General features: G+C 63.9%; 17 protein-coding genes. 13 read left to right on the top strand and 4 right to left on the bottom strand.

Annotated elements, in window-relative coordinates; genetic code table 11:
• Positions 1 to 7 precede the first annotated feature (7 nt).
• From GA0071312_RS10730 to GA0071312_RS10745, 4 genes are all read left to right on the top strand, one after another.
• Positions 8 to 1,423, top strand: a complete 1,416-nt coding sequence (locus tag GA0071312_RS10730) for a dihydrolipoyl dehydrogenase (RefSeq protein ID WP_074444959.1) — start codon at positions 8 to 10, stop codon at positions 1,421 to 1,423.
• A gap of 291 nt (positions 1,424 to 1,714) precedes the next feature.
• The gene (locus GA0071312_RS10735) at positions 1,715 to 3,580 is read left to right on the top strand and encodes an AsmA family protein (protein ID WP_083204505.1); all 1,866 of its coding nucleotides are present in this window, start codon (positions 1,715 to 1,717) and stop codon (positions 3,578 to 3,580) included.
• A gap of 102 nt (positions 3,581 to 3,682) precedes the next feature.
• Positions 3,683 to 5,824: a VTT domain-containing protein gene (locus GA0071312_RS10740; RefSeq protein ID WP_074444961.1), complete on the top strand. Its 2,142-nt coding sequence runs from the start codon at positions 3,683 to 3,685 to the stop codon at positions 5,822 to 5,824.
• Positions 5,821 to 6,555, top strand: a complete 735-nt coding sequence (locus tag GA0071312_RS10745; protein ID WP_165604010.1) for an endonuclease/exonuclease/phosphatase family protein — start codon at positions 5,821 to 5,823, stop codon at positions 6,553 to 6,555. The genes GA0071312_RS10740 and GA0071312_RS10745 overlap by 4 nt, the downstream gene beginning before the upstream one ends.
• On the opposite strand, the gene GA0071312_RS10750 is transcribed toward GA0071312_RS10745, so the two are convergent.
• The gene (locus tag GA0071312_RS10750; protein WP_074446100.1) at positions 6,549 to 7,031 is read right to left on the bottom strand and encodes a bacterioferritin; all 483 of its coding nucleotides are present in this window, start codon (positions 7,029 to 7,031) and stop codon (positions 6,549 to 6,551) included. The two genes, GA0071312_RS10745 and GA0071312_RS10750, sit on opposite strands and share 7 nt — an antisense overlap.
• Positions 7,032 to 7,265: 234 nt before the next feature.
• On the opposite strand from GA0071312_RS10750, the gene GA0071312_RS10755 reads away from it, so the two are divergent.
• The 8 genes from GA0071312_RS10755 (at position 7,266) to GA0071312_RS10785 (ending at position 15,428) form a co-directional block, all read left to right on the top strand.
• The gene (locus tag GA0071312_RS10755; protein WP_074444962.1) at positions 7,266 to 9,047 is read left to right on the top strand and encodes a metallophosphoesterase family protein; all 1,782 of its coding nucleotides are present in this window, start codon (positions 7,266 to 7,268) and stop codon (positions 9,045 to 9,047) included.
• Between the two features lie 88 nt (positions 9,048 to 9,135).
• Complete coding sequence (ppk2, locus tag GA0071312_RS10760; protein ID WP_074446101.1) at positions 9,136 to 10,170, top strand: polyphosphate kinase 2; 1,035 nt, start codon at positions 9,136 to 9,138, stop codon at positions 10,168 to 10,170.
• Between the two features lie 224 nt (positions 10,171 to 10,394).
• Entirely contained in the window at positions 10,395 to 10,550 is a 156-nt protein-coding gene (locus GA0071312_RS19970; RefSeq protein WP_165604011.1) for a hypothetical protein, read from the top strand.
• A gap of 194 nt (positions 10,551 to 10,744) precedes the next feature.
• Positions 10,745 to 11,512, top strand: coding sequence for an ABC transporter ATP-binding protein (locus GA0071312_RS10765; RefSeq protein ID WP_074444963.1), 768 nt, complete (start codon positions 10,745 to 10,747; stop codon positions 11,510 to 11,512).
• Positions 11,505 to 12,215 carry an ABC transporter ATP-binding protein gene (locus tag GA0071312_RS10770; RefSeq protein WP_074444964.1) on the top strand — a complete coding sequence of 237 codons (711 nt, stop codon included), beginning with the start codon at positions 11,505 to 11,507 and terminating at the stop codon, positions 12,213 to 12,215. Before GA0071312_RS10765 ends, GA0071312_RS10770 begins: the two co-directional genes overlap by 8 nt.
• Before the next feature lie 26 nt (positions 12,216 to 12,241).
• Positions 12,242 to 13,453, top strand: a complete 1,212-nt coding sequence (locus GA0071312_RS10775; protein ID WP_074444965.1) for an ABC transporter substrate-binding protein — start codon at positions 12,242 to 12,244, stop codon at positions 13,451 to 13,453.
• Positions 13,454 to 13,540: 87 nt separating this feature from the next.
• On the top strand, positions 13,541 to 14,422 hold the full coding sequence (locus tag GA0071312_RS10780) for a branched-chain amino acid ABC transporter permease (protein WP_074444966.1): 882 nt from the start codon (positions 13,541 to 13,543) through the stop codon (positions 14,420 to 14,422).
• Between the two features lie 10 nt (positions 14,423 to 14,432).
• The gene (locus tag GA0071312_RS10785) at positions 14,433 to 15,428 is read left to right on the top strand and encodes a branched-chain amino acid ABC transporter permease (protein ID WP_074444967.1); all 996 of its coding nucleotides are present in this window, start codon (positions 14,433 to 14,435) and stop codon (positions 15,426 to 15,428) included.
• Positions 15,429 to 15,438: 10 nt separating this feature from the next.
• Here the strand turns inward: GA0071312_RS10785 and GA0071312_RS10790 are convergent, their stop codons facing one another.
• Together GA0071312_RS10790 and GA0071312_RS10795 are read right to left on the bottom strand one after the other, a co-directional pair.
• Positions 15,439 to 16,119, bottom strand: coding sequence for a hypothetical protein (locus GA0071312_RS10790; protein ID WP_083204506.1), 681 nt, complete (start codon positions 16,117 to 16,119; stop codon positions 15,439 to 15,441).
• 136 nt (positions 16,120 to 16,255) lie between these two features.
• Positions 16,256 to 16,501, bottom strand: coding sequence for a hypothetical protein (locus GA0071312_RS10795; RefSeq protein ID WP_131817776.1), 246 nt, complete (start codon positions 16,499 to 16,501; stop codon positions 16,256 to 16,258).
• A gap of 360 nt (positions 16,502 to 16,861) precedes the next feature.
• Here GA0071312_RS10795 and GA0071312_RS10800 point away from each other — a divergent pair, with 360 nt between their 5' ends.
• On the top strand, positions 16,862 to 17,950 hold the full coding sequence (locus GA0071312_RS10800; RefSeq protein WP_131817777.1) for a hypothetical protein: 1,089 nt from the start codon (positions 16,862 to 16,864) through the stop codon (positions 17,948 to 17,950).
• 50 nt (positions 17,951 to 18,000) lie between these two features.
• Here the strand turns inward: GA0071312_RS10800 and GA0071312_RS10805 are convergent, their stop codons facing one another.
• Positions 18,001 to 19,389, bottom strand: a complete 1,389-nt coding sequence (locus tag GA0071312_RS10805) for a class II 3-deoxy-7-phosphoheptulonate synthase (protein WP_074444970.1) — start codon at positions 19,387 to 19,389, stop codon at positions 18,001 to 18,003.
• Between the last annotated feature and the right edge of the window lie 27 nt (positions 19,390 to 19,416).

A 19,416-nucleotide genomic window follows, 5' to 3' on the forward strand; every position in this document is an offset into this window, starting at 1 on the left:
ATGAGGCATGAGCGAACGAGCCGAAATCGTCATCATCGGCGCCGGAACCACCGGGCTTTCGGCCCTGCGCGAGGTGCGCCGGCATACCGAGGACGTGCTCCTGATCAATGACGGGCATTGGGGCACGACCTGCGCGGCGGTCGGCTGCATGCCCTCGAAAGCGCTGATCGCGGCGGCGGATGCCTTTCACGCCCGCAAGGGTCTGTCGGAATTTGGCGTATCCGGCGCGGATGATCTCACGATCGACATCCCCGCCGTGATGCGGCGCGTGCGCCGGCTGCGCGATGATTTCGTCAAGGGGCCGCAAAGCGTGCGCGAGACGCTGGGCGAACGCGCCATTTCCGGGCGCGCCCGGCTCGCGGGTCCGCAGGAGGTGATCGTCGGCGACAGGCGCATCCGCGCCGGCAAGATCATCCTCGCACCCGGCAGCACGCCCATCGTGCCGAAGCCGTGGCGGGCATTCGGGGAGCGCATCCTCACCAGCGACACCCTGTTCGAGCAGGCGGATCTGCCGGCCCGCATCGCCGTGGTCGGGCTCGGCGCCATCGGTGTCGAACTGGCCCAGGCCCTGGCGCGGCTCGGGATCACGGTGGCGGGTTTCGATGCGCTCGACACCGTGGCGGGAATCAGCGATCCGAAAGTGCGCGACAGCGCGATCACGGCCCTGCAAAAGGATTTCGCCCTGCATCTCGGGGCGCCGGCGGAGCTTGCGGCGCATGCGGATGCGCTTCGCGTCGGGGGCGCAGGCAGCAGCTTCGAGGCCGATGCAGTGCTCGCAGCGCTCGGGCGTCGCCCACAGCTCGAGGGGCTGGGGCTCGACACGCTCGGCGTCGATCTCGACGAAAGGGGCCAGCCACCTGTCGATCCCCAAACGATGCAGATCGCCGATCTGCCGGTCTATCTTGCCGGCGACGCCAATGGCGAGCGCGCGCTCCTCCACGAGGCGGCGGATGAGGGCCATATCGCCGGGCGCCATGCGGTCGCAACGCGTGACGAGCGGCTGCGGCGCCGACCGGCCATGGCAATCACCTTCGCGGAGCCGAATATCGGGATGGTGGGTGCGCGCCATGCCGATCTCGACCCGGATACGACGCTCATCGGTGAAGTCGATTTCGCCCGGCAGGGGCGCGCCCGCGTGATGGCGGCGAATCACGGTGTCATGCGGCTCTATGCGCGCAAGAGCGACGGGCGCTTTCTCGGGGCCGAGTTCTGCGCGCCGGCGGGCGAGCACATGGCGCATCTGCTCGGCCTTGCGGCAACGCACGGGATGCGTGTCTGCGAGATGCTGGCCATGCCCTTCTACCACCCGGTCCTGGAAGAAGGCCTGCGCACTGCGCTGCGCGACCTCGACCGGCAATTGCCCGACGAGGGGCGCTCCGATCTCGCGCAATGCCCGGCATTGGGGATCGAGGCGCTCGAATGAGGCCCGGCGCGGGCCGTTGGGCCCGGGCGGCACGCGCATGCTGACGCATTCTCGCCGTGAAGTTCCGTCATGGCTGCCCGGATGGTCGTGAAAGACGCGTCGGAGCCTGAAATTTGTTGTCGAAAACCCGGCAACTCCCCTGTGCGGGTTTCGGCTGGTCGGTGAAGCGCTTGAAACGCAAGGCAGTTACCGTCTAGTCTGCCACGGCATGCGGCCAGCGACTGAATGTGTGTGCGCCACCGTCTCTGATCCGGCGGCGTGCGCACGATATGGGGTGCAAAGCGCGGTTCCATGAAAAGGTTTTCGGTAAAACGCCTGATCCTGTTACTCGCCATATTGCTGGTTGTCGGCGGTGTGACGCTCGCGCTCGCGCCGTGGACGGTCTCATCGCGCGCACTGACGGCGGATGTGGCGGAGCAGCTGCGCGAGGAGTTCGGCATCGAGCTTGATGTCGCCGGACGAACGGTCATCGCTTTTCTGCCGTTGCCGCGTCTGAAATTCGAGGGTGTCTCCCTGACCGCGCGCGATGGAACACCCCTCGCGCGGGGAGGGGAGTTGCGCGGACAGCTCGCCGTGCGGCCCCTGCTGTTTGGTCGCATTGTCCTCGACGAAGTCTCGCTGTCGAACAGCCGTGTGGATGTGAGCATCAACGTGTTCGGCGATAGTCCCTGGCACCGCCTTGCCGGCGATGTGCGGCGCCGCATTGACAACGGAAGCAGCGCGTTTTCGATTGCGCGTCTCGCGCTCAACAATGTCCAGGTCTTCTATGACGATGAGCGCGACGGGACACGTCAGGTGCTGCGCAATGTTGCGCTGGCGCTGGAATGGCCGCGTGTGCAGGGCGCCGTCGCTCTCAATGGAAGCCTGCGCATCCGCGGCGAGACGGTGAACATCGCCCTGTCCGATTTGCGTCCCGCCGCGCTTCTGGCCAACGAACACTCGCCCATCGACCTGCGTTTGAACTCACGCTTTGGCCGGCTTGCGGTAACGGGCTCGGTTTCGCCGGGGGTCGATGCGCCGTGGCTGAGTGGACGGGTCTCCTTCGAAACGCCGGCCATGCGCGATCTGCTTGTCTGGAGCGGGCATGACTTGCCGCTCGGCCCGTTGCTCGGTCCGGTTTCGCTTCAAGGTGAGGTTAGTGGCGTTGGAAGCGTCGTCTCCTGGCCTTCGCTGCAACTCGGGCTCAATGGTGGCCGTCTCGAAGGCGCTCTTTCGGCGCGTCTCGATGACGGGCGGCTTGCGATCAATGGTACGCTGGCCGCGAACACGCTGATTCTCGATGATTTTGCTGCGCCATTCCTCGAATCGGCCATGCCCTCCGGGCCATGGCGCTTCAGGCGGTATGATCTTGCGCAGACGAGTGGTGCCGATCTCGATCTGCGCCTTTCGGCCAGTGAGGCACGGCTGCGCGGCCTGCGCATGAGCGACGTCGCCATGAGCGTTCTGATCAAGGACGAGCGGATCGAGTCCGCGCTCAGCCGTGCCACGCTTCATGGCGGTACGGCCAGGGGGCGGTTCGCGCTGACACGTGTCCGGGACGGTGACGGCATCGAATTGCAGGCGCAGGGTTCCGTCGATGCGATCGATCTCGGCGCGACTTTCCGTGAAAGCGGTGGCGCGACCTGGGTGACCGGGCGGGCCGACGGTGAATTCACCCTGCAGGCGCGCGGCATTCATGCCTTCGACATGGCCCGCCGCGCGGTCGGCGAGGGGCAGGTGACGATCCATGACGGTCAATTCGTCGGCATATCCCTCGACGATGCAATACGGCGTTTCGAGAACCAGCCGCTGACTGCCTCTCGCAACCTGCGCAGTGGCATGACCCCGTTCACCGAAGCGCGCGCGGGTATTCTCGTCGAGAGCGGGCTCGGCAAGGTCGTCGATGCCGGATTCGAGGCACCATCCATTTCCGGGGTGGTGCAGGGTATCTTCTTCATCCCCGACCGGCGCCTCTCCGCCCGCGCTGCCATTCAGAGCAACGAGGCGGTTGCGGATGGCGACATGGTCTCGGCGCTTTCCTTCGACATCCAGGGCCCGTGGCACGATATCGCCATCCTCCCCGACGCCAATGCGCTGATCCAGCGCTCGGGTGCCGCGCGCCTGCTGCTCGGCCCGGCGGTGGAGGCAACGCCGATCGACCAGCTGCCGGCGCAGTGAGCGGGTTCCCCATATCGGTGTCTCACGCTATTCCTGAGACTGGACGCTCCCGTGCTTGCGGCGAATCGTATCGCCAAGCGAAAACGAAAGGCTCCCGACCATATGCACGCCGACCACCTGTTCGAGGAGGGTGAAAACTGCTGGCGGGTGGCGCAAGCGGATCGGGTCGCGTGCCTTGTTGATGGCGAGGCCTATTTCAGTGCCTTCAAGCGGGCCGCGCTCAACGCACAGGGCTCCATCCTGATCATCGGCTGGGACGTCAACAGCCGCATTACACTCGAATATCCCGACCGGGCGATGCCGGGTGTTCCCAATACGCTCGGCGAATTTCTCACCTTTCTCCTGCAGCGGCGCAAGGAACTGCGTATTCATGTGCTGAACTGGGATTCACCGCTGCTCTACAAGATCGATCGCGAATGGCTGCCGCGTCTGCGCATCGACTGGCTCAGACACCGCCGCGCCTCCTATGCCCTTGACAACCAGCATCCCGTGGGGGCGGCCCAGCATCAGAAGCTCGCGGTGATCGACGATAGGGTGGCTTTCGTCGGCGGGATCGACTTCTCCGCCGGGCGCCTCGACAACCGTGCACATGACCCGCTCGATGAAGGCCGGCGAGAGCCTGGCAGTGGCGAAATTCCGCAACCCCATCACGATATCCAGATCGCGGTATCCGGCGAAGCGGCCCGATGCATCGGCGAGATCGCCCGCGAGCGCTGGAAAATCGCCACCGGTGAGCAACGCGCAGCTCCCGCCGGGCGCGGTGATTCCGACGTGATATGGCCGGATGGGCTCAAGCCCGATTTCAGCGATCACCCCGTCGCCATCGTCCGCACCCGCCCGGCCTGGAAAGGCCTCACCGAGATGCGGCAGGTCGAGGCGCTCTATCTTTCTTCGATCGCCGCAGCGCGCGAATGGATCTATATCGAGAATCAATATGTGACATCCACCTGCATCGGCGAGGCGCTGGCGGCGCGTTTGCGCGAAGCCGGCGGGCCGGAGATCGTCATGATCCTGCCGCGCGAGCCCTCGGGCTGGATCGAGCAGACGGCGATGGGCATGAATCAGCGTCGCGTCCTCGCCCTTCTGCGCGAGGCCGATCACGCCGATCGGTTGCGCGTCTACATTCCGATGACGGGGGAGGCGGGCGACGTGCCGATCATGGTGCACGCCAAGACGATGGTGATCGATGGCACCTTTCTGCGCATCGGTTCCTCCAATCTCAACAATCGCTCGATGGGCCTCGACAGCGAATGCGACATCGCTCTCGCCGCCGAGCCGGACAGTGCGGATATGCAGCGCATGACCGGCTATCGTGATGCGCTTCTCGCAGAGCACCTGGTCTGTGAGCCCGCCGATGTCGCGGCAGCAATTGCGCGGGAGGGGACGATGGCGGCGGCGATCGAAAAGCTGCGCCCCCGGACGGGCCGCACGCTGATCGATTTTCCGCGCACACCGCCCGATCAGCTCGACGCCATCATCGGTGATGCCGGTATTCTCGACCCGACCGGAACGCCCGAGCCGGAACGGCTCGCCGACAGCCTCACGGCCGATACCCTCGCGCGCGGCCAGCTGCGCAGCGCGCTGATCGGTCTGGGGGCGACACTCGTCGCGCTGATCATCTTTGCGCTCTTCTGGCAGACGCGACCGGGAGAAGCGCTGGACGAGGCGGGTCGGCTGAGTGCGGTGGGGTTCGTCCCGTCATGGTGGGGTGGCGTGGCGCTGATGCTTGCGGGTTATCTCGTCGCCGGATTGGTCATGTTTCCACTGCTCATTCTGATTCTGGCCACGGGCCTGATCTACGGTCCCCTTGCAGGATTGTTGATCGCCACTGCCGGATCGCTTGCCTCGGCCTGCCTCGGTTACGCGAGCGGCCTTCTGATCGGTCGCTCGCGCCTGCGCAAGCTCACGCGCGGGCGGCTCGAACATGTCGGGCAGGCGTTGATGCGCAGCGGCGTGCTGTCGGTTCTGCTGATCAGGCTGATACCCGTGGCGCCATTCGGTCTCGTCAACATGACGGCGGGGGCGCGACGAATCGCCTTTGCGCCCTATCTCGCGGGGACGGTGTTGGGTCTCGCGCCCGGCGTGACCGCGATTACCCTGTTTTCCGGGCAATTGCGCGCGCTCGTTCTCGAGCCGAACCCGTTCAATATCGTGCTGTTCGTTGTCGTGCTGGCGGCGATCGCGGGGCTTGGCGGCTTCATCTGGCGTCGTTTCGCCGAGGGACTTTCGGGCCCTGCCCGTTGAGCGACAAGGGTTTCGATGTGTTCCACCGTTTTCGTGCCGCTTCGTACAACATCCATCGTACCGTCGGATCGGACAGGCGCCATGACCCGCAGCGCGTCGCGCAGGTGATCCGCGAGGTCGGCGCCCCCGTGATCGGCCTGCAGGAAGTGAACTGGCGGCCCGAGCGCGAACTCGGCGGTGAATCACAGGCCGAATTCCTCGCCCACCTTCCGGGCTACGAAGCGATTGCCGGCTCGAATCTGATCGAGCATCGCGGACATTACGGCAATATGTTGCTCACACGCTATCCGGTTCTCGCCGTGCAGCGCCATTCGATCCTCTACAGGGCCCGCGAGCCGCGTGGTGTGGTCGACGTCACCCTCGACATTGCCGGGCAGCGCGTTCGGGTGCTGGTGACACATTTCGGTCTGTCCCTGCGCGAACGACGGTTCCAGGCGAACCTGCTTGTCGAGATTATCGCGCAGGCGACGCCGGAACCGGTGTTGCTGCTTGGTGATCTCAATGACTGGATTCCAGGCAGTCCCAGCATTGCGCCGCTTCTGGCCGGCTGTGATCCGACCCGCTCGCCGGCGAGCTTTCCGTCGGGGTGGCCGCTTTTTGCGCTCGACCGGATCGTGACCTGGCGGGTCGGTTCGCCCTTGCGCGTCTACGCCCACCGCTCCACGGTGGCGCGGTGGGCGTCCGATCATCTGCCGGTCGTGGCTGAAATCGGGATCACGCGGGATCAATGATCGGCGGAACTGCTCATGTATTTGGAAATGAAGGCCGGTTCGCCCATCCGCTTGAGCAGGTTGAGCTGCAGATCAAGCCATTCGGCATGACCTTCCTCGTCGAGAACGATGCGTTCGAAAATCGCCTTGGTGCCGATGTCACCATCTTCCACCGCCTCCTGAAAGGCCTTGGTGTAGAAAGCGATGGCGTTGTTTTCTTCCTTCAGATCGGAGGTGAAGAGGGCCTCCAGCGACTCGGCGCGTTTGGGTGCCTTTTGCTCGGAGACGACGGGCTCCCCCTGCAGATAGAGGATGCGTTCGATGAACACGCTGGCATGGCCGAGCTCCTCCTGCATTTCCTCACGCATCTTCGCGCCGAGCTTGTCGAGCCCCCAGTCATCAAGCACATGGGCGTGCAGCAGATACTGGTGCACGGCGGTGAGTTCCATCGAAAGGGCTTTTTGCAGGTTCTTCAGGCTGCGTTCTTTATTCGTCATGATTTCCTCTTCATTGTGGCTCCAGGGCGTCAAGCCGAGGCCGGAAAGGGCACCGTCCGCGTGATCGGGCAGCTGATCAGAACATCACCTGCCATGATCGTCGGTCGGAGAACGCATTCTTTCGCGAAAGGTTTCATGGGCGGCGGCGCTCGCGACGTTGCGTCTGAGCGCACATTCGGTCACCAAGGCGTAACGTGACCCGGTGATGATTGAAGAGACGGAGGCAGGGCAGCCTTGGCTGAAGCAGAGGACACGAACCGCAAGCTTCTCATCGACCCCCGCGAGGGTGATGTCGAGGACGATGCCGCGAGCCCGCGCGACCGCTCGCTCCTGATCATGGCCGGCGCGATGCTGGTGGAGATCAATTTCCTCAAGCTGTCGCTCGCGATCGTCCTGATGATCATCGTACCCGCGATCGTGCTCGGGCTGGCACCGCTTGTGGTAACGGGCTGGTATGCACAGGTCTCGCGCAGCTTTACCACTCTCACCACTGGCCTCCTGCCCGCACTCGCCACTCTGGTGATCGTCGGGCTTGCCGCATGGTATGGCGGCAAACCGCTGTTTCGTACCGCCGAGCGCAGCTTCTGGTCGCTGATCTCGCTGGTCGTGCAGCCGGGCTACGCCTTCTTCCGCGAGGCGCTTCGCCATCTGGGTGAGCGGGTGATCCCTTATGGCATGGCGCCGCGCACGCGTCGCACCTTCAGCGCGATTGCCACCGCCGTTGCCGGCCTTGCTCTCAGCGCGATCGCGCTCTGGCTGGCCTGGCTGGCCTGGCCGGAGACGCGCTGGGTGGGAAGCGTCTCGGATCTGCGCGTCCCCCAGCGTCTGATCGTGCCGACTCTGGCCAACAGCGCGGTTCTGATCGGCCTCTTTCTGGGCGTTGCCGCGCTGGTCTGGAGCCTTGCCGATGCGACCATGGACCAGCCGCGCGATTATGAAGATTTCGATCTGCAGGAGCCGGGCAGGCCGATATGGCGTGTGGCGCAGCTCTCCGATCTGCATGCGGTCGGCAGCGCCTTCGAATTCCGTATCGAGGCCGGTCGGCGCGGCCCGCGCGGGAACGGCAAGATCGAAGCGGCGCTTGCGGCGTTGTCGCGGGCACATGCGCAGAACCCGCTCGATATCGTGCTGATGAGCGGTGACATGACCGATTGCGGCCGCTCGACGGAATGGGCCGAGTTCTCCGCCATCCTCAACCGCTATCCGGACTTGCGTGAGCGCTGCCTGATGCTGCCGGGCAATCACGATCTCAACGTGGTCGATCGCTCGAATCCGGCGCGGCTGGAACTGCCGCTGAGCATCGGCAAGAACCTGCGCCAGATGCGCGCGCTTTCGGCCATGGCTGCGGTGCAGGGCGAGCGTGTTCTGGTGATGGATCATCGCGCCGGGCGGTTCGCGCGGACGCTCGACACGGCGCTTGCGCCGCATCGTGAGACGATCACCGCCTTCGCCGATACCGGAAACTTCCGGGCCTCGCTGCAGGTTTCGCGGATCTGGGACGAGGTCTTTCCCATGATCGTGCCACCGCGCCCGGATGACGGGCTCGGCGTGATTCTGCTCAATTCCAATGCCGAGGCGAATTTCTCCTTCACCAACGCGCTCGGGCTGGTGCCGTCCGAGCAGATGCGCGATCTCACCATTGCCACGCGCCAGTTCCCCCATGCGCGCTGGCTGATCGCGCTGCATCACCACCTCATCGAATATCCCAAGCCCGTCTCCGCCTTCGCGGCGCGGATCGGGACCGCTCTGATCAACGGCAGCGCCTTCGTACGCAAGATCAAGCCGCTCGGGCGGCGCGCCATCGCGATGCACGGGCATCGCCATATCGATTGGGTCGGTGCCTGTGGCGCGACCCGCATCATCTCGGCGCCTTCGCCGGTCATGAGCCCGATGGCGCAACCCTATTTCTACATCCATCGTTTCGCTGCGGGTGCCGATGGCGATCTCGACCTGCTCCTGCCCGAGCGGGTCAGTCTCGGCGAGGAAGCGCAGCCGCCGGCCATGGCCGTATCCTGACCGGGAAGCCCGGTGGCCGTGCTTGACCTGCCGCAAAGACTGCTTCGCCGGCTTCGTATAAGGTTTTACAAGCGGAATGGAGGGGCGCATGGATGCGGATGACAGCCAGGACAAGGATGCAAAGCCTGAGGATCAGGCGCCTCACGCCGGCATTCCCGAATCGGCGCCCGAGCCTGCGTTGACGCACCCGGCGGCTTCGCGAGGCGACGCGGCAGACGGTGCAGGCCCAGAGGCCGGGAAAGCCGGAAAGGCCGTCTCCGCGCAGCACCGGCTCGCCGGGATGCGCCACGATCCTGAAGCCGTGCGCCATGCTTTCGAGAGCGGTGAATACCCCTATACCTCGCGGATGCGCAGGGCGGTCTACGAGAAGAAGAAGGCGGCGTTACAAGTCGAGTTGCTCAAGGTCCAGCGCTGGATCAAGGAAAGTGGCGAGAAGATCGTCGTTCTGTTCGAGGGGCGGGACGCTGCCGGCAAGGGCGGTACGATCAAGCGCTTCATGGAGCATCTCAATCCCCGTGGGGCCAGGATCGTCGCGCTCGAAAAACCCACGGAAGTGGAGCGCGGGCAATGGTATTTCCAGCGCTATGTCGCGCATCTGCCCACTGCCGGCGAGATCGTCTTCTTCGATCGCTCCTGGTACAACCGCGCCGGCGTCGAGCGGGTGATGGGGTTCTGCTCGCCCAATGAATATCTCGAATTCATGCGCCAGACACCTGACCTGGAACGCATGCTGGTGCGTTCGGATATCCGCCTGTTCAAATACTGGTTTTCCGTTACCCGCGAGGAGCAGCGCAAGCGTTTCGCTGCCCGCGGCCAGGATCCGCTCAAGCAATGGAAGCTGAGCCCGATCGACGTGGCCAGCCTCGACAAGTGGGATGATTATACGGAAGCAAAGGAGGCGATGTTCTTCTATACGGACACCGCCGATGCGCCCTGGACCGTGGTGAAATCCGACGACAAGAAGCGCGCCCGCCTCGCATGCATGCTGCATTTCCTCTCCGCACTCGACTATCCGGGCAAGGATACCCGCGTCGTCCACAGGCCCGATCCGCTGATCGTTGGCTATGGGAGCCATGTGATCGGGCGTGATGCACATATTCTGGGCAAGAGCCTTCACCCGTGAGGGCACTGTCCCAGGGTTGATTCCGATATGGGTTTCTCGAATGACGGGCACGCGTTCAGATCGGGCGGGTGTGCGCTCACGCCAAACCGCAACCCGTGGCAGTCATGTTGCAAGCCGGGCTGGCGCAAAAACGCCAAAAAACCTCTGTGAAAAACCCAATCAGAAGTCGCCGCAGCGCAATAAGGGCGTGATTTCTCCCGGTTTCTGACGGGAATCCCTGTTTCGTGGCGCTTGACGGCGGCAAAATTGCGTGCACAGATGGGTCCGCACGGAGCAAAAAAACAAAATACGACGTGCAAGAAAAACGAAAAGTCGAGGAGGGGACGATAGAGATGGCATTCGTTGCCGGTGTGCGGATTATTGCTGTTCTCGCGGTGTGATCGCGGCAAGCCACCTGTTTTGTTCGGCGTAATCGACGTCGCGAGCAGGTTTGCGCGATAATTCGGAGATACGCGTTGCCGATAATTCGGCGCATGACCAGCCCGGCAAGCCTCTCTTCCGTTCTGTCCAATGAAATTCTGTCGATCTCTTGCGTCTGGCTGCGCATGAGAGCAGATTCTGGCGGGCGTACTGAATGGCTGAAGACTACATTCTCGAAACGCGTGACCTGACGAAGGAATTCAAGGGTTTTGCGGCGGTTCAAGGGGTCGACCTCAAGGTCAGGCGTGGCTCGATCCACGCCTTGATCGGTCCCAACGGGGCCGGGAAGACCACGTGCTTCAATCTCATCACCAAGTTCCTGCAACCCACACGTGGGACCATTCTCTATAACGGCGCTGATATCACCTCGGCCAAATCGGCGGATATCGCCCGGCTCGGCATGGTGCGCTCGTTCCAGATCTCGGCGACGTTCCTGCATCTGACGCTGCTGGAGAACGTGCGCGTCGCCCTGCAGCGCCAACTTGGGACGGCGCTGCATTTCTGGCGTTCCGAAAGCAGTCTCGACGTGCTCAACGACCGGGCCATGGAACTGCTCGAGGATGTCGGCCTCGGCGGATATGCCACGCAGACAGCAGCCGAGCTCTCCTATGGTCGCAAGCGCGCGCTCGAGATCGCGACGACGCTGGCGCTGGATCCGGAGCTGCTGCTTCTCGACGAGCCAACCTCGGGCATGGGGCGTGAGGATATCGGCCGCACGGCGGATTTGATCCGCCGCGTCTCGAAGGACCGCACGGTGCTGATGGTCGAGCACAATCTGTCCGTCGTGTCGGATCTCTCCGACATCATCACGGTCCTGTCGCGCGGGGAGATCCTCGCGGAAGGGCCTTACAGCGAAGTTTCCAAAAACCCGGAAGTCGTGGAGGCGTATATGGGGACCGGCCTGGAGGCGAACCATGGCTGAGAATGACGTCATTCTGAAGGTCGAGAACCTGGAAGCCTGGTACGGCGAAAGCCACATCCTGCACGGCATGTCCTTCGAGATCCCCCGCGGGGAAGTCGTGACGCTGCTCGGGCGCAATGGCGCCGGCAAGACCACGACGATGCGTTGCATCATGGGAATGGTCGCCAAGCGCGAGGGCTCGATCGCCTTCGAGGGCAACGAGATGATCAGGATGCGCTCGGACAGGATCGCGCGCCTCGGCGTCGGATACGTACCGGAAGAGCGCGGCATCTTCGCCAGCCTCAACGTCATGGAAAATCTGGAACTGCCGCCGGTGGTCAAGCCGGGCGGCATGACCCGCGACGAGGTCTTCGACCTGTTCCCGCGTCTGCGCGAGCGTCGCAACAGCCAGGGCACCAAGCTCTCGGGCGGCGAGCAGCAGATGCTCGCGATCGCGCGCATTCTGCGCACCGGCGCCAAATTCCTGCTTCTGGACGAACCGACCGAAGGTCTCGCCCCGGTCATCGTCCAGCAGATCGGCGAGATCATTCGCGATCTCAAGACAAAAGGCTTCACGATTCTGCTCGTCGAGCAGAACTTCCACTTCGCCTCGACTGTGGCCGATCGACATTATGTGGTCGAACACGGCCATGTGGTCGAGATGATGCGGAATGAAGAGATCGGCTCCAACATGCAAAAACTACAAGAATATCTCGGCGTCTGAGCCGCGCCAGCAACGGAGGACAAGAAATGGTTTCACGCAAACTTCTCTACGGCCTTTCGGCCATCGCCCTCATGAGCGCCACGAGCGCCCATGCCATCGACGTCAAGCTCGGCGTCCTCACCGACATGTCCGGCCTCTATGCCGACCTCAGCGGACAGGGTTCGGTCTGGGCCGCCGAACAGGCCGTGGCTGATTTCGGTGCCGAAGAAAAGGGCATGAATGTCGAGATCGTCTCGGCTGATCACCAGAACCGCCCGGATGTCGGCTCGACCGTCGTGCGCCAGTGGTTCGATGAGGATGATGTCGATGCCGTCGTCGATGTGCCGACCTCCTCGGTGGCGCTCGCGGTCAACGAACTGACCCGCGACCGCAACAAGGCCTTCCTCGTCTCCGGCGCCGCCACGGCTGCGCTGACGGGTGAGCAGTGCTCGCCGAACACGGTGCACTGGACCTATGACACCTGGTCGCTCGCCAACGGCACCGGACGCGCCATCGTGGAAACGGGCGGTGAGACGTGGTTCTTCGTGACGGCGGACTATGCCTTCGGTCATGCTCTCGAGGCGGATACGACGGCTGTCGTGGAAGAGTTTGGTGGCGAGGTTCTCGGCTCGGTCAGCCATCCGTTCCCGGGTACGGATTTCTCCTCCTTCATCCTGCAGGCGCAGGGGTCCGGTGCGCAGATCATCGGTCTCGCCAATGCTGGCGGCGACACGGTGAATGCGGTCAACACCGCCGCCGAGTTCGGCGTCGTCCAGGCCGGGCAGAACCTCGCCGCGCTCCTGATGTTCATCACCGACGTGCATGCGATCGGTCTCGAGAACGCCCAGGGCCTGATCTTCACGGAAGCGTGGTACTGGGATCAGAACGATGAGAATCGCGCGTTCGCTGCTGATTTCGAGGCGGAGTTCGGTGGAAACAAGCCGACAATGGTCCAGGCCGGCGTCTACTCCTCGGTCATGCATTACCTGAAGGCCGTCGAGCAGGTCGGTTCTGCGGAGGACGGCGCTGCCGTCGTCGCGGCGATGAAGGAAATCCCCACGGAAGACAAGCTCTTCGGTGAGGGCATGGTCCGCGAAGACGGGCGCAAGATCCATGACATGTATCTCTTCGAGGTGAAGTCGCCGGAAGAATCCACGGGGCCCTGGGATTACTACACCCAGCGCGCCGTGATCCCGGCTGACGGTGCGTTCCGTCCGCTCGAAGAGGGTGGTTGTGAATTCGTCGCTTCGGCCGACTGAGCATCGATGTGATCTGGTTCGTGAGGGGCGGCGCCTGGCTGCCGCCCCTCACGCCTTCCTGAAAAGCAGACAGGGGATATAGGACGGATGTTCGAGCTTCTCGGAATCCCGCCACAGGCCTTCTACGCGCAATTGACGCTCGGTCTCGTCAATGGTGCGTTCTACGCCGTGCTGAGCCTCGGGCTCGCGGTGATCTTCGGCCTGCTGAACGTGATCAACTTCACCCACGGCGCGCAATACATGATGGGCGCCTTTGCCGGCTATATCCTGCTGACCTATTTCGGCGTTCCCTATTGGGGTGCGCTGGTTCTGGCGCCGATCATCGTCGGTGCGGTCGGTATCGTGATCGAGCGCACGATGTTGCGGCATCTGTACCATCTGGATCACCTTTACGGCCTGCTCCTGACATTCGGCCTGGTTCTGGTGATCGAGGGGCTGTTCCGACAGCAATATGGCGTGTCCGGACGGCCGTTTCCGAACCCGCTCCAGGGCGGACAGAATCTTGGCTTCATGTTCCTGCCGAACTATCGCCTCTGGGTGATCGTCGCTTCGGTCGTCGTCTGTTTTGCGACCTGGTACCTGATCGAGCAGACGCGGCTGGGCTCCTATCTGCGTGCCGCGGTCGAGCGCCCGGATCTGGTGCAGGCCTTCGGTATCAATGTTCCCGTCATGGTGACGCTGACCTACGGTTTCGGTGTGGCGCTGGCCGGTTTTGCCGGTGTGCTCGCGGCGCCGATTCAGGTGGTCTCGCCGATGATGGGCATGAACATCATCATCGTGGTCTTCGCCGTCGTCGTGATCGGCGGGATGGGTTCGATCCTGGGTGCGATCATCACGGGCTATTTCCTCGGTCTCGTCGAAGGGCTGACCCGCGTATTCTATCCCGAAGCGTCGAGCACCGTGATCTTCGTGATCATGGCGATCGTCCTGCTCATCCGGCCCCAGGGCCTGTTCGGCAAAGCGAAATAAGGCGCTGATCATGACTGCACAAAACAGAACCCTCATCGCCTTCATCGCCTTCATCGTGATCGCTCTCGTTGCACCGTTCTTCCTCTACCCGGTGTATCTGATGAAGATCCTGTGCTTCGCGCTGTTCGCCTGCGCCTTCAACCTGCTGCTCGGCTATGGCGGGTTGCTCTCCTTCGGCCATGCCATGTTCTTCGGTGGTGCTTCGTATTTCACGGGGCATATCGCCAAGGTCTGGGGCTGGTCGCCGGAACTCGCGATCCTTGCGGGGACGGCCTGCGCCGCGCTGCTCGGCCTCGTGGCCGGCTTCATCGCCATTCGCCGGGCGGGAATCTATTTCGCCATGGTGACGCTGGCACTGGCGCAGATGTTCTTCTTCTTCGCCCTGCAGGCACCCTTCACCGGCGGTGAGGACGGCATCCAGTCGATCCCGCGCGGGCATCTGTTCGGGATCATCAATCTGCGCAACGACATGGCGCTGTATTTCTTCGTTCTGGCGATTTTCACCTTCGGCTTCCTGTTCATCTACCGGGTGATCCACTCGCCCTTCGGGCAGGTGCTCAAGGCCATCCGCGAGAACGAGCCGCGCGCGATTTCGCTCGGCTACAAGACCGACAATTACAAGCTCATCACCTTCGTGATCTCCGCCACCTTCGCCGGCCTCGCCGGCGGAACGAAGGCGATCGTCTTCCAGATCTCTTCGCTCACCGACGTGATGTGGCAGATGTCGGGTGAGGTGGTGCTGATGACGCTGGTCGGGGGCATGGGCACGATCTTTGGCCCTATCGTGGGGGCGCTGGTCATCGTCACGATGCAGAACTATCTCGCCGCTTTCGGCGAGTGGGTGCTGATCATCCAGGGCGTCGTCTTCGTGATCGTGGTGCTCGCCTTCCGCAAGGGCATTGTCGGTGAGTTCACCGCTTGGCTCGAGCGCCGCGAACGCCGCAAGCAGAGCGCCGAGAAAGAAGCGGCGGCGCCACGCGTGGCGACGAAGCCCGAACACGCCTGAGGGGCAGAGATTATTTTTCGTGGACCGGCGGCGGCGTGCTCACCTTCGTGGTGGGCGCGCCGTCTGCGTTTTCGCAGCGCCCGTCATCGAGAGGTGCGATGCCCGTATAGGCGAATTCTCCCAAAGCCGCCTCGAGCGCGATGACCTCGCGCTCGGCCCCGATTGCCTGAGCCTGCGGTGCTTCGATCGCGAGCTGTTCGACGGCATGGCGGTAATCGGCTGCGCGTTTGATCGCCTGCGCATGCACCCAGGCGATCAGGCAGCGGTTCTCCGCAATGCGTGCAGTGGCTGATCTGGCCTCGAATTCACCGAGCGTGCCCGCCTGCATCATGAGCTTCAGACGGGCCTCGTCGCTGGCCAGCACGGCCCGGGAGAGGGCGACGAAGGGAGTGATCAGCGTGCGATCGGCGCTCGCATCCTCGGCGATGCGATTAAACAGCGGGGCGGGCGATGTCCCGCGCGACCAGCGTAGCGGGCGCAGATAGGCGCGTTCGTCGTGATGCATGACGAGGCGTGGCAGAATGCGGGTGCGCGCGAGCTCCGCGAGCTGGCGCTGGAAAAACGCTTTCTCATGGGCCGGCATCAGGAAGCGCCAGGCGCGATCGCGCAAGGTCCGCTCGTCATCGGTCAGCATGAACCAGGAGACCGCCTCACCGCGCGCCTCCGCTGCAACGAGCCCGGCAAAGGGCATGACCCGATCATTCCAGATGGAGGGGGCAGGGCGACCCAGATCCCCGGTGCGCGCGCAGCCGACGAGAAGGAGGGCAGCGCAGGCGAGTGTGGCGATCGCGCCGGATCGCTGCGCGAAATCACCGCGCCTTGCCGGTTCACACGCGGCGCTTGCGCCGCCTCGAACCGCGGGCCGGGCCGGTTTCCTCATGCGTACCGCGCGGATCAGGCTCGGTCGGTTCCGTGTGGCGCTCATAGCGAATTCCGGTGAACAGCAAGATCTCCCCAAGCGGGGTGCGGATGTCCGAGGTTCTGGCCGTGCGTTTGGGGAAATCGGCCAGCCGCACGACCTCTGCGCCGCCCGACGCAGCTGCATGAACCTTGTGCACGTGTGGTCTTCCCATGACACTCACTCCCCGCTGCTGCGGCCTCGGCGTGGTGATCGACGCACATTCGAGCCGCTATGGTTAACAGTTGGTTTACGCCGTCTTGAAATACCCGCTTCCATCATTAGTCGTTACAAGAATACTACTTTCAATCGCGGCCACAGTTAAGAGAGTGCTAAGGGGTTTTCTCTATCTTTCGTTAACAGTGTATTTTGTGAATGCTTGCTGACCCCGGTGCCTGCCTCCATGCGCGATGGATTCTCTTTGAGAAATCAATATGCCGATGCCGCTCGGCGGCCGGGCAGCGCGCGGCCGCGTCATCAGGATCTGCTGCGTCTGAGCATGCTCGCCGGTCACGCTGATGCGGGACTGGACGCGATGCGGCCTGATCTGGTGCAGGTGTTGTTGCGTGTGCAGACCGATCTGTTCGCAGGCGCGCCTGCGGGCGCGCGGGACGGATCGCAGGCCTTCGAACCCCTCGCGTTGGCGCTCATCTCGCGCGCACAGCCCGACACCCTGCTTTATGTGGCAAGGCAGCTCGCACAACTGCCAGATCCGCCCGAGAGCGTCCTGCGGGCGATCGTGGTGCGGGGACAGGAACTCGGCCTCGCCGATCCGCTGCATGGCGGCGGGGGCTCTGCTTCATCTGCCGCGCCGCCCGGCCCGTCACGCGAGCCGATCCCGGATGGGACGCCGCCGGCTGCCTCAACCGGGCTCGATCTCGCGCTCGCGCGCGACAGCCACGCCCTGCTTGGCGGGCGTCTGCTGCAGGATATGGTGGCGCGCGCCCGGCGTGTTCCGGATCTCGCCGAAGCGCTGCTTGCGCGCACCGACTTGCCCTCGCGATCGCTGGCGCCGCTCTATCTGCATGCGGACCAGGCGCGCCGGGCGGCCCTGCGCAGCGCCATGGCGCAGGACGGGGGCGGGGCTTCGCACCTGCGTCTCGTGCGCCCGACGCGCGAGCGCATCGCGGCCTTGCACGATGCGGCCGATATCGGCGAGAAGGCGGCTTTCGGTGCGCGCCTGGCGCAGGGGCTGGGGCTGACGGTGGTGCCTGAATGGCGCTTCGATCAGCCGGCGCGTCATGATTGCCTCGCGCTTGCCCTGCTGGCATTAGGCGCCCCGGAAGAGGCCGCGATCCGCATTTTCCTGACTTTGGACAAAGCGCTCGCCCGCAATGTCGCCACCGTGTTCGGGCTGGTCGAGATCTTCCGGCGCACGCCGCGTTCCGTGGCCTGCGCCCTGATCGAGGCGATCTACGAGATCAGCATCGTCCTGCCGCAGCGTAATACCGCGCCGGCAAATGCCGGACGGATCATCGACCATGCGCGCGCGGCGGGGAGGGGGCTCGGCGCGACTGCCCGCGAGGCCTTGCGGGCGGGAGCGCGCACGGATATGCCCGGGGAAAGTCGCGTGGGCAGCATACGCAATGGCGTGCGGGGCGCGGCCACACGGGATCGCGACTGAGCTGTCGTGGCAGCGGGTCGGGCGGGACGCTTTTTGCCCCGCCCGTAAGCTCATTCCGCCGCTTCGGTCCGCGGGCGTTCCTTGCCCTGACGCTCGTGCTTGATCAGCTGCGCGGTCAGGAAAGCGATCTCGAGCGCCTGTTCGGAATTGAGGCGGGGATCGCAATAGGTGTGGTAGCGATCGGAGAGATCGGCATCGGTGAGGGCGCGGGCGCCACCGGTGCATTCGGTGACGTTCTGCCCGGTCATTTCCAGATGGATACCGCCGGCATGCGTCCCTTCTGCCTGATGGACGGCGAAGAAGTTGCGCACTTCCTGCATCACCTGATCGAAGGGCCGCGTCTTGAAGCCGGAAGCCGCCTTGATGGTGTTGCCGTGCATCGGATCGCAGGACCAGACCACGTTGCGTCCCTCGCGCTTGACCGCGCGGATCAGGGCGGGGAGGTGGTCGAAGACCTTGTCGGCGCCGAAGCGGCAGATCAGGGTCAGGCGCCCCGCTTCGTTCTTGGGATCGAGCGCATCGATCAACTGCAGCAGGCCGTCCGGCGTCAGCGAGGGCCCGCATTTCACGCCGATCGGGTTTTCGATGCCACGCATGTATTCGACATGGGCATGATCGGGCTGGCGGGTGCGGTCACCGATCCAGAGCATGTGACCGGATGTGGCATAATATTCGCCGGGCGTGGTGGAATCCACCCGCGTCATCGCTTCTTCATAGCCGAGAAGCAGTGCCTCGTGGCTGGTGTAGAAGTCGGTGATGCGCATCTCCTGATGCTGCTCGGGATTGATCCCGATCGCGCGCATGAAGTCGATCGTCTGGGTGATCTGCTCGGCGAGCTCGGCATAGCGCGAGGATTGCGGGCTGTCCTTGATGAAGCCGAGCATCCAGCGATGCGCGTTCTCCAGATTGGCGTAGCCGCCGGTGGCGAAGGCGCGGATCAGATTCAGCGTCGCCGCCGATTGACGATAGGCCTTGAGCTGGCGATCCGGATCGGGATTGCGCGAGGCGGCGTCGAAGTCGATGCCGTTGATGATGTCGCCGCGATAGCTCGGCAGCTCGACCCCGTCGACGGTCTCCGTCGGCGCCGAACGCGGCTTGGCGAACTGGCCGGCAATGCGCCCCACCTTCACCACCGGGCAGGAGCCGGCAAAGGTGAGCACGACGGCCATCTGCAGGAAGACGCGGAAGAAATCGCGGATATTGTCGGCGGAGTGCTCGGCGAAGCTCTCGGCGCAATCGCCGCCCTGGAGCAGGAAGGCCTCGCCGGCGGCGACGCTGGCGAGCGCCTTTTTCAGCTTGCGCGCCTCTCCGGCGAAGACCAGCGGCGGAAAGCCCGAAAGCTGCTCCTCGACGACTTTGAGGGCGGCCTCGTCCGTATAGGCCGGAACCTGCTGGATCGGTTTGGATCTCCAGCTATCGGGCGTCCAGCGTTCGTTCATCGTATCACTCCTTGCGCGCCTCATACC

Origin of the sequence: Saliniramus fredricksonii (assembly GCF_900094735.1) — a bacterium.
GTDB lineage: Bacteria > Pseudomonadota > Alphaproteobacteria > Rhizobiales > Beijerinckiaceae > Saliniramus > Saliniramus fredricksonii.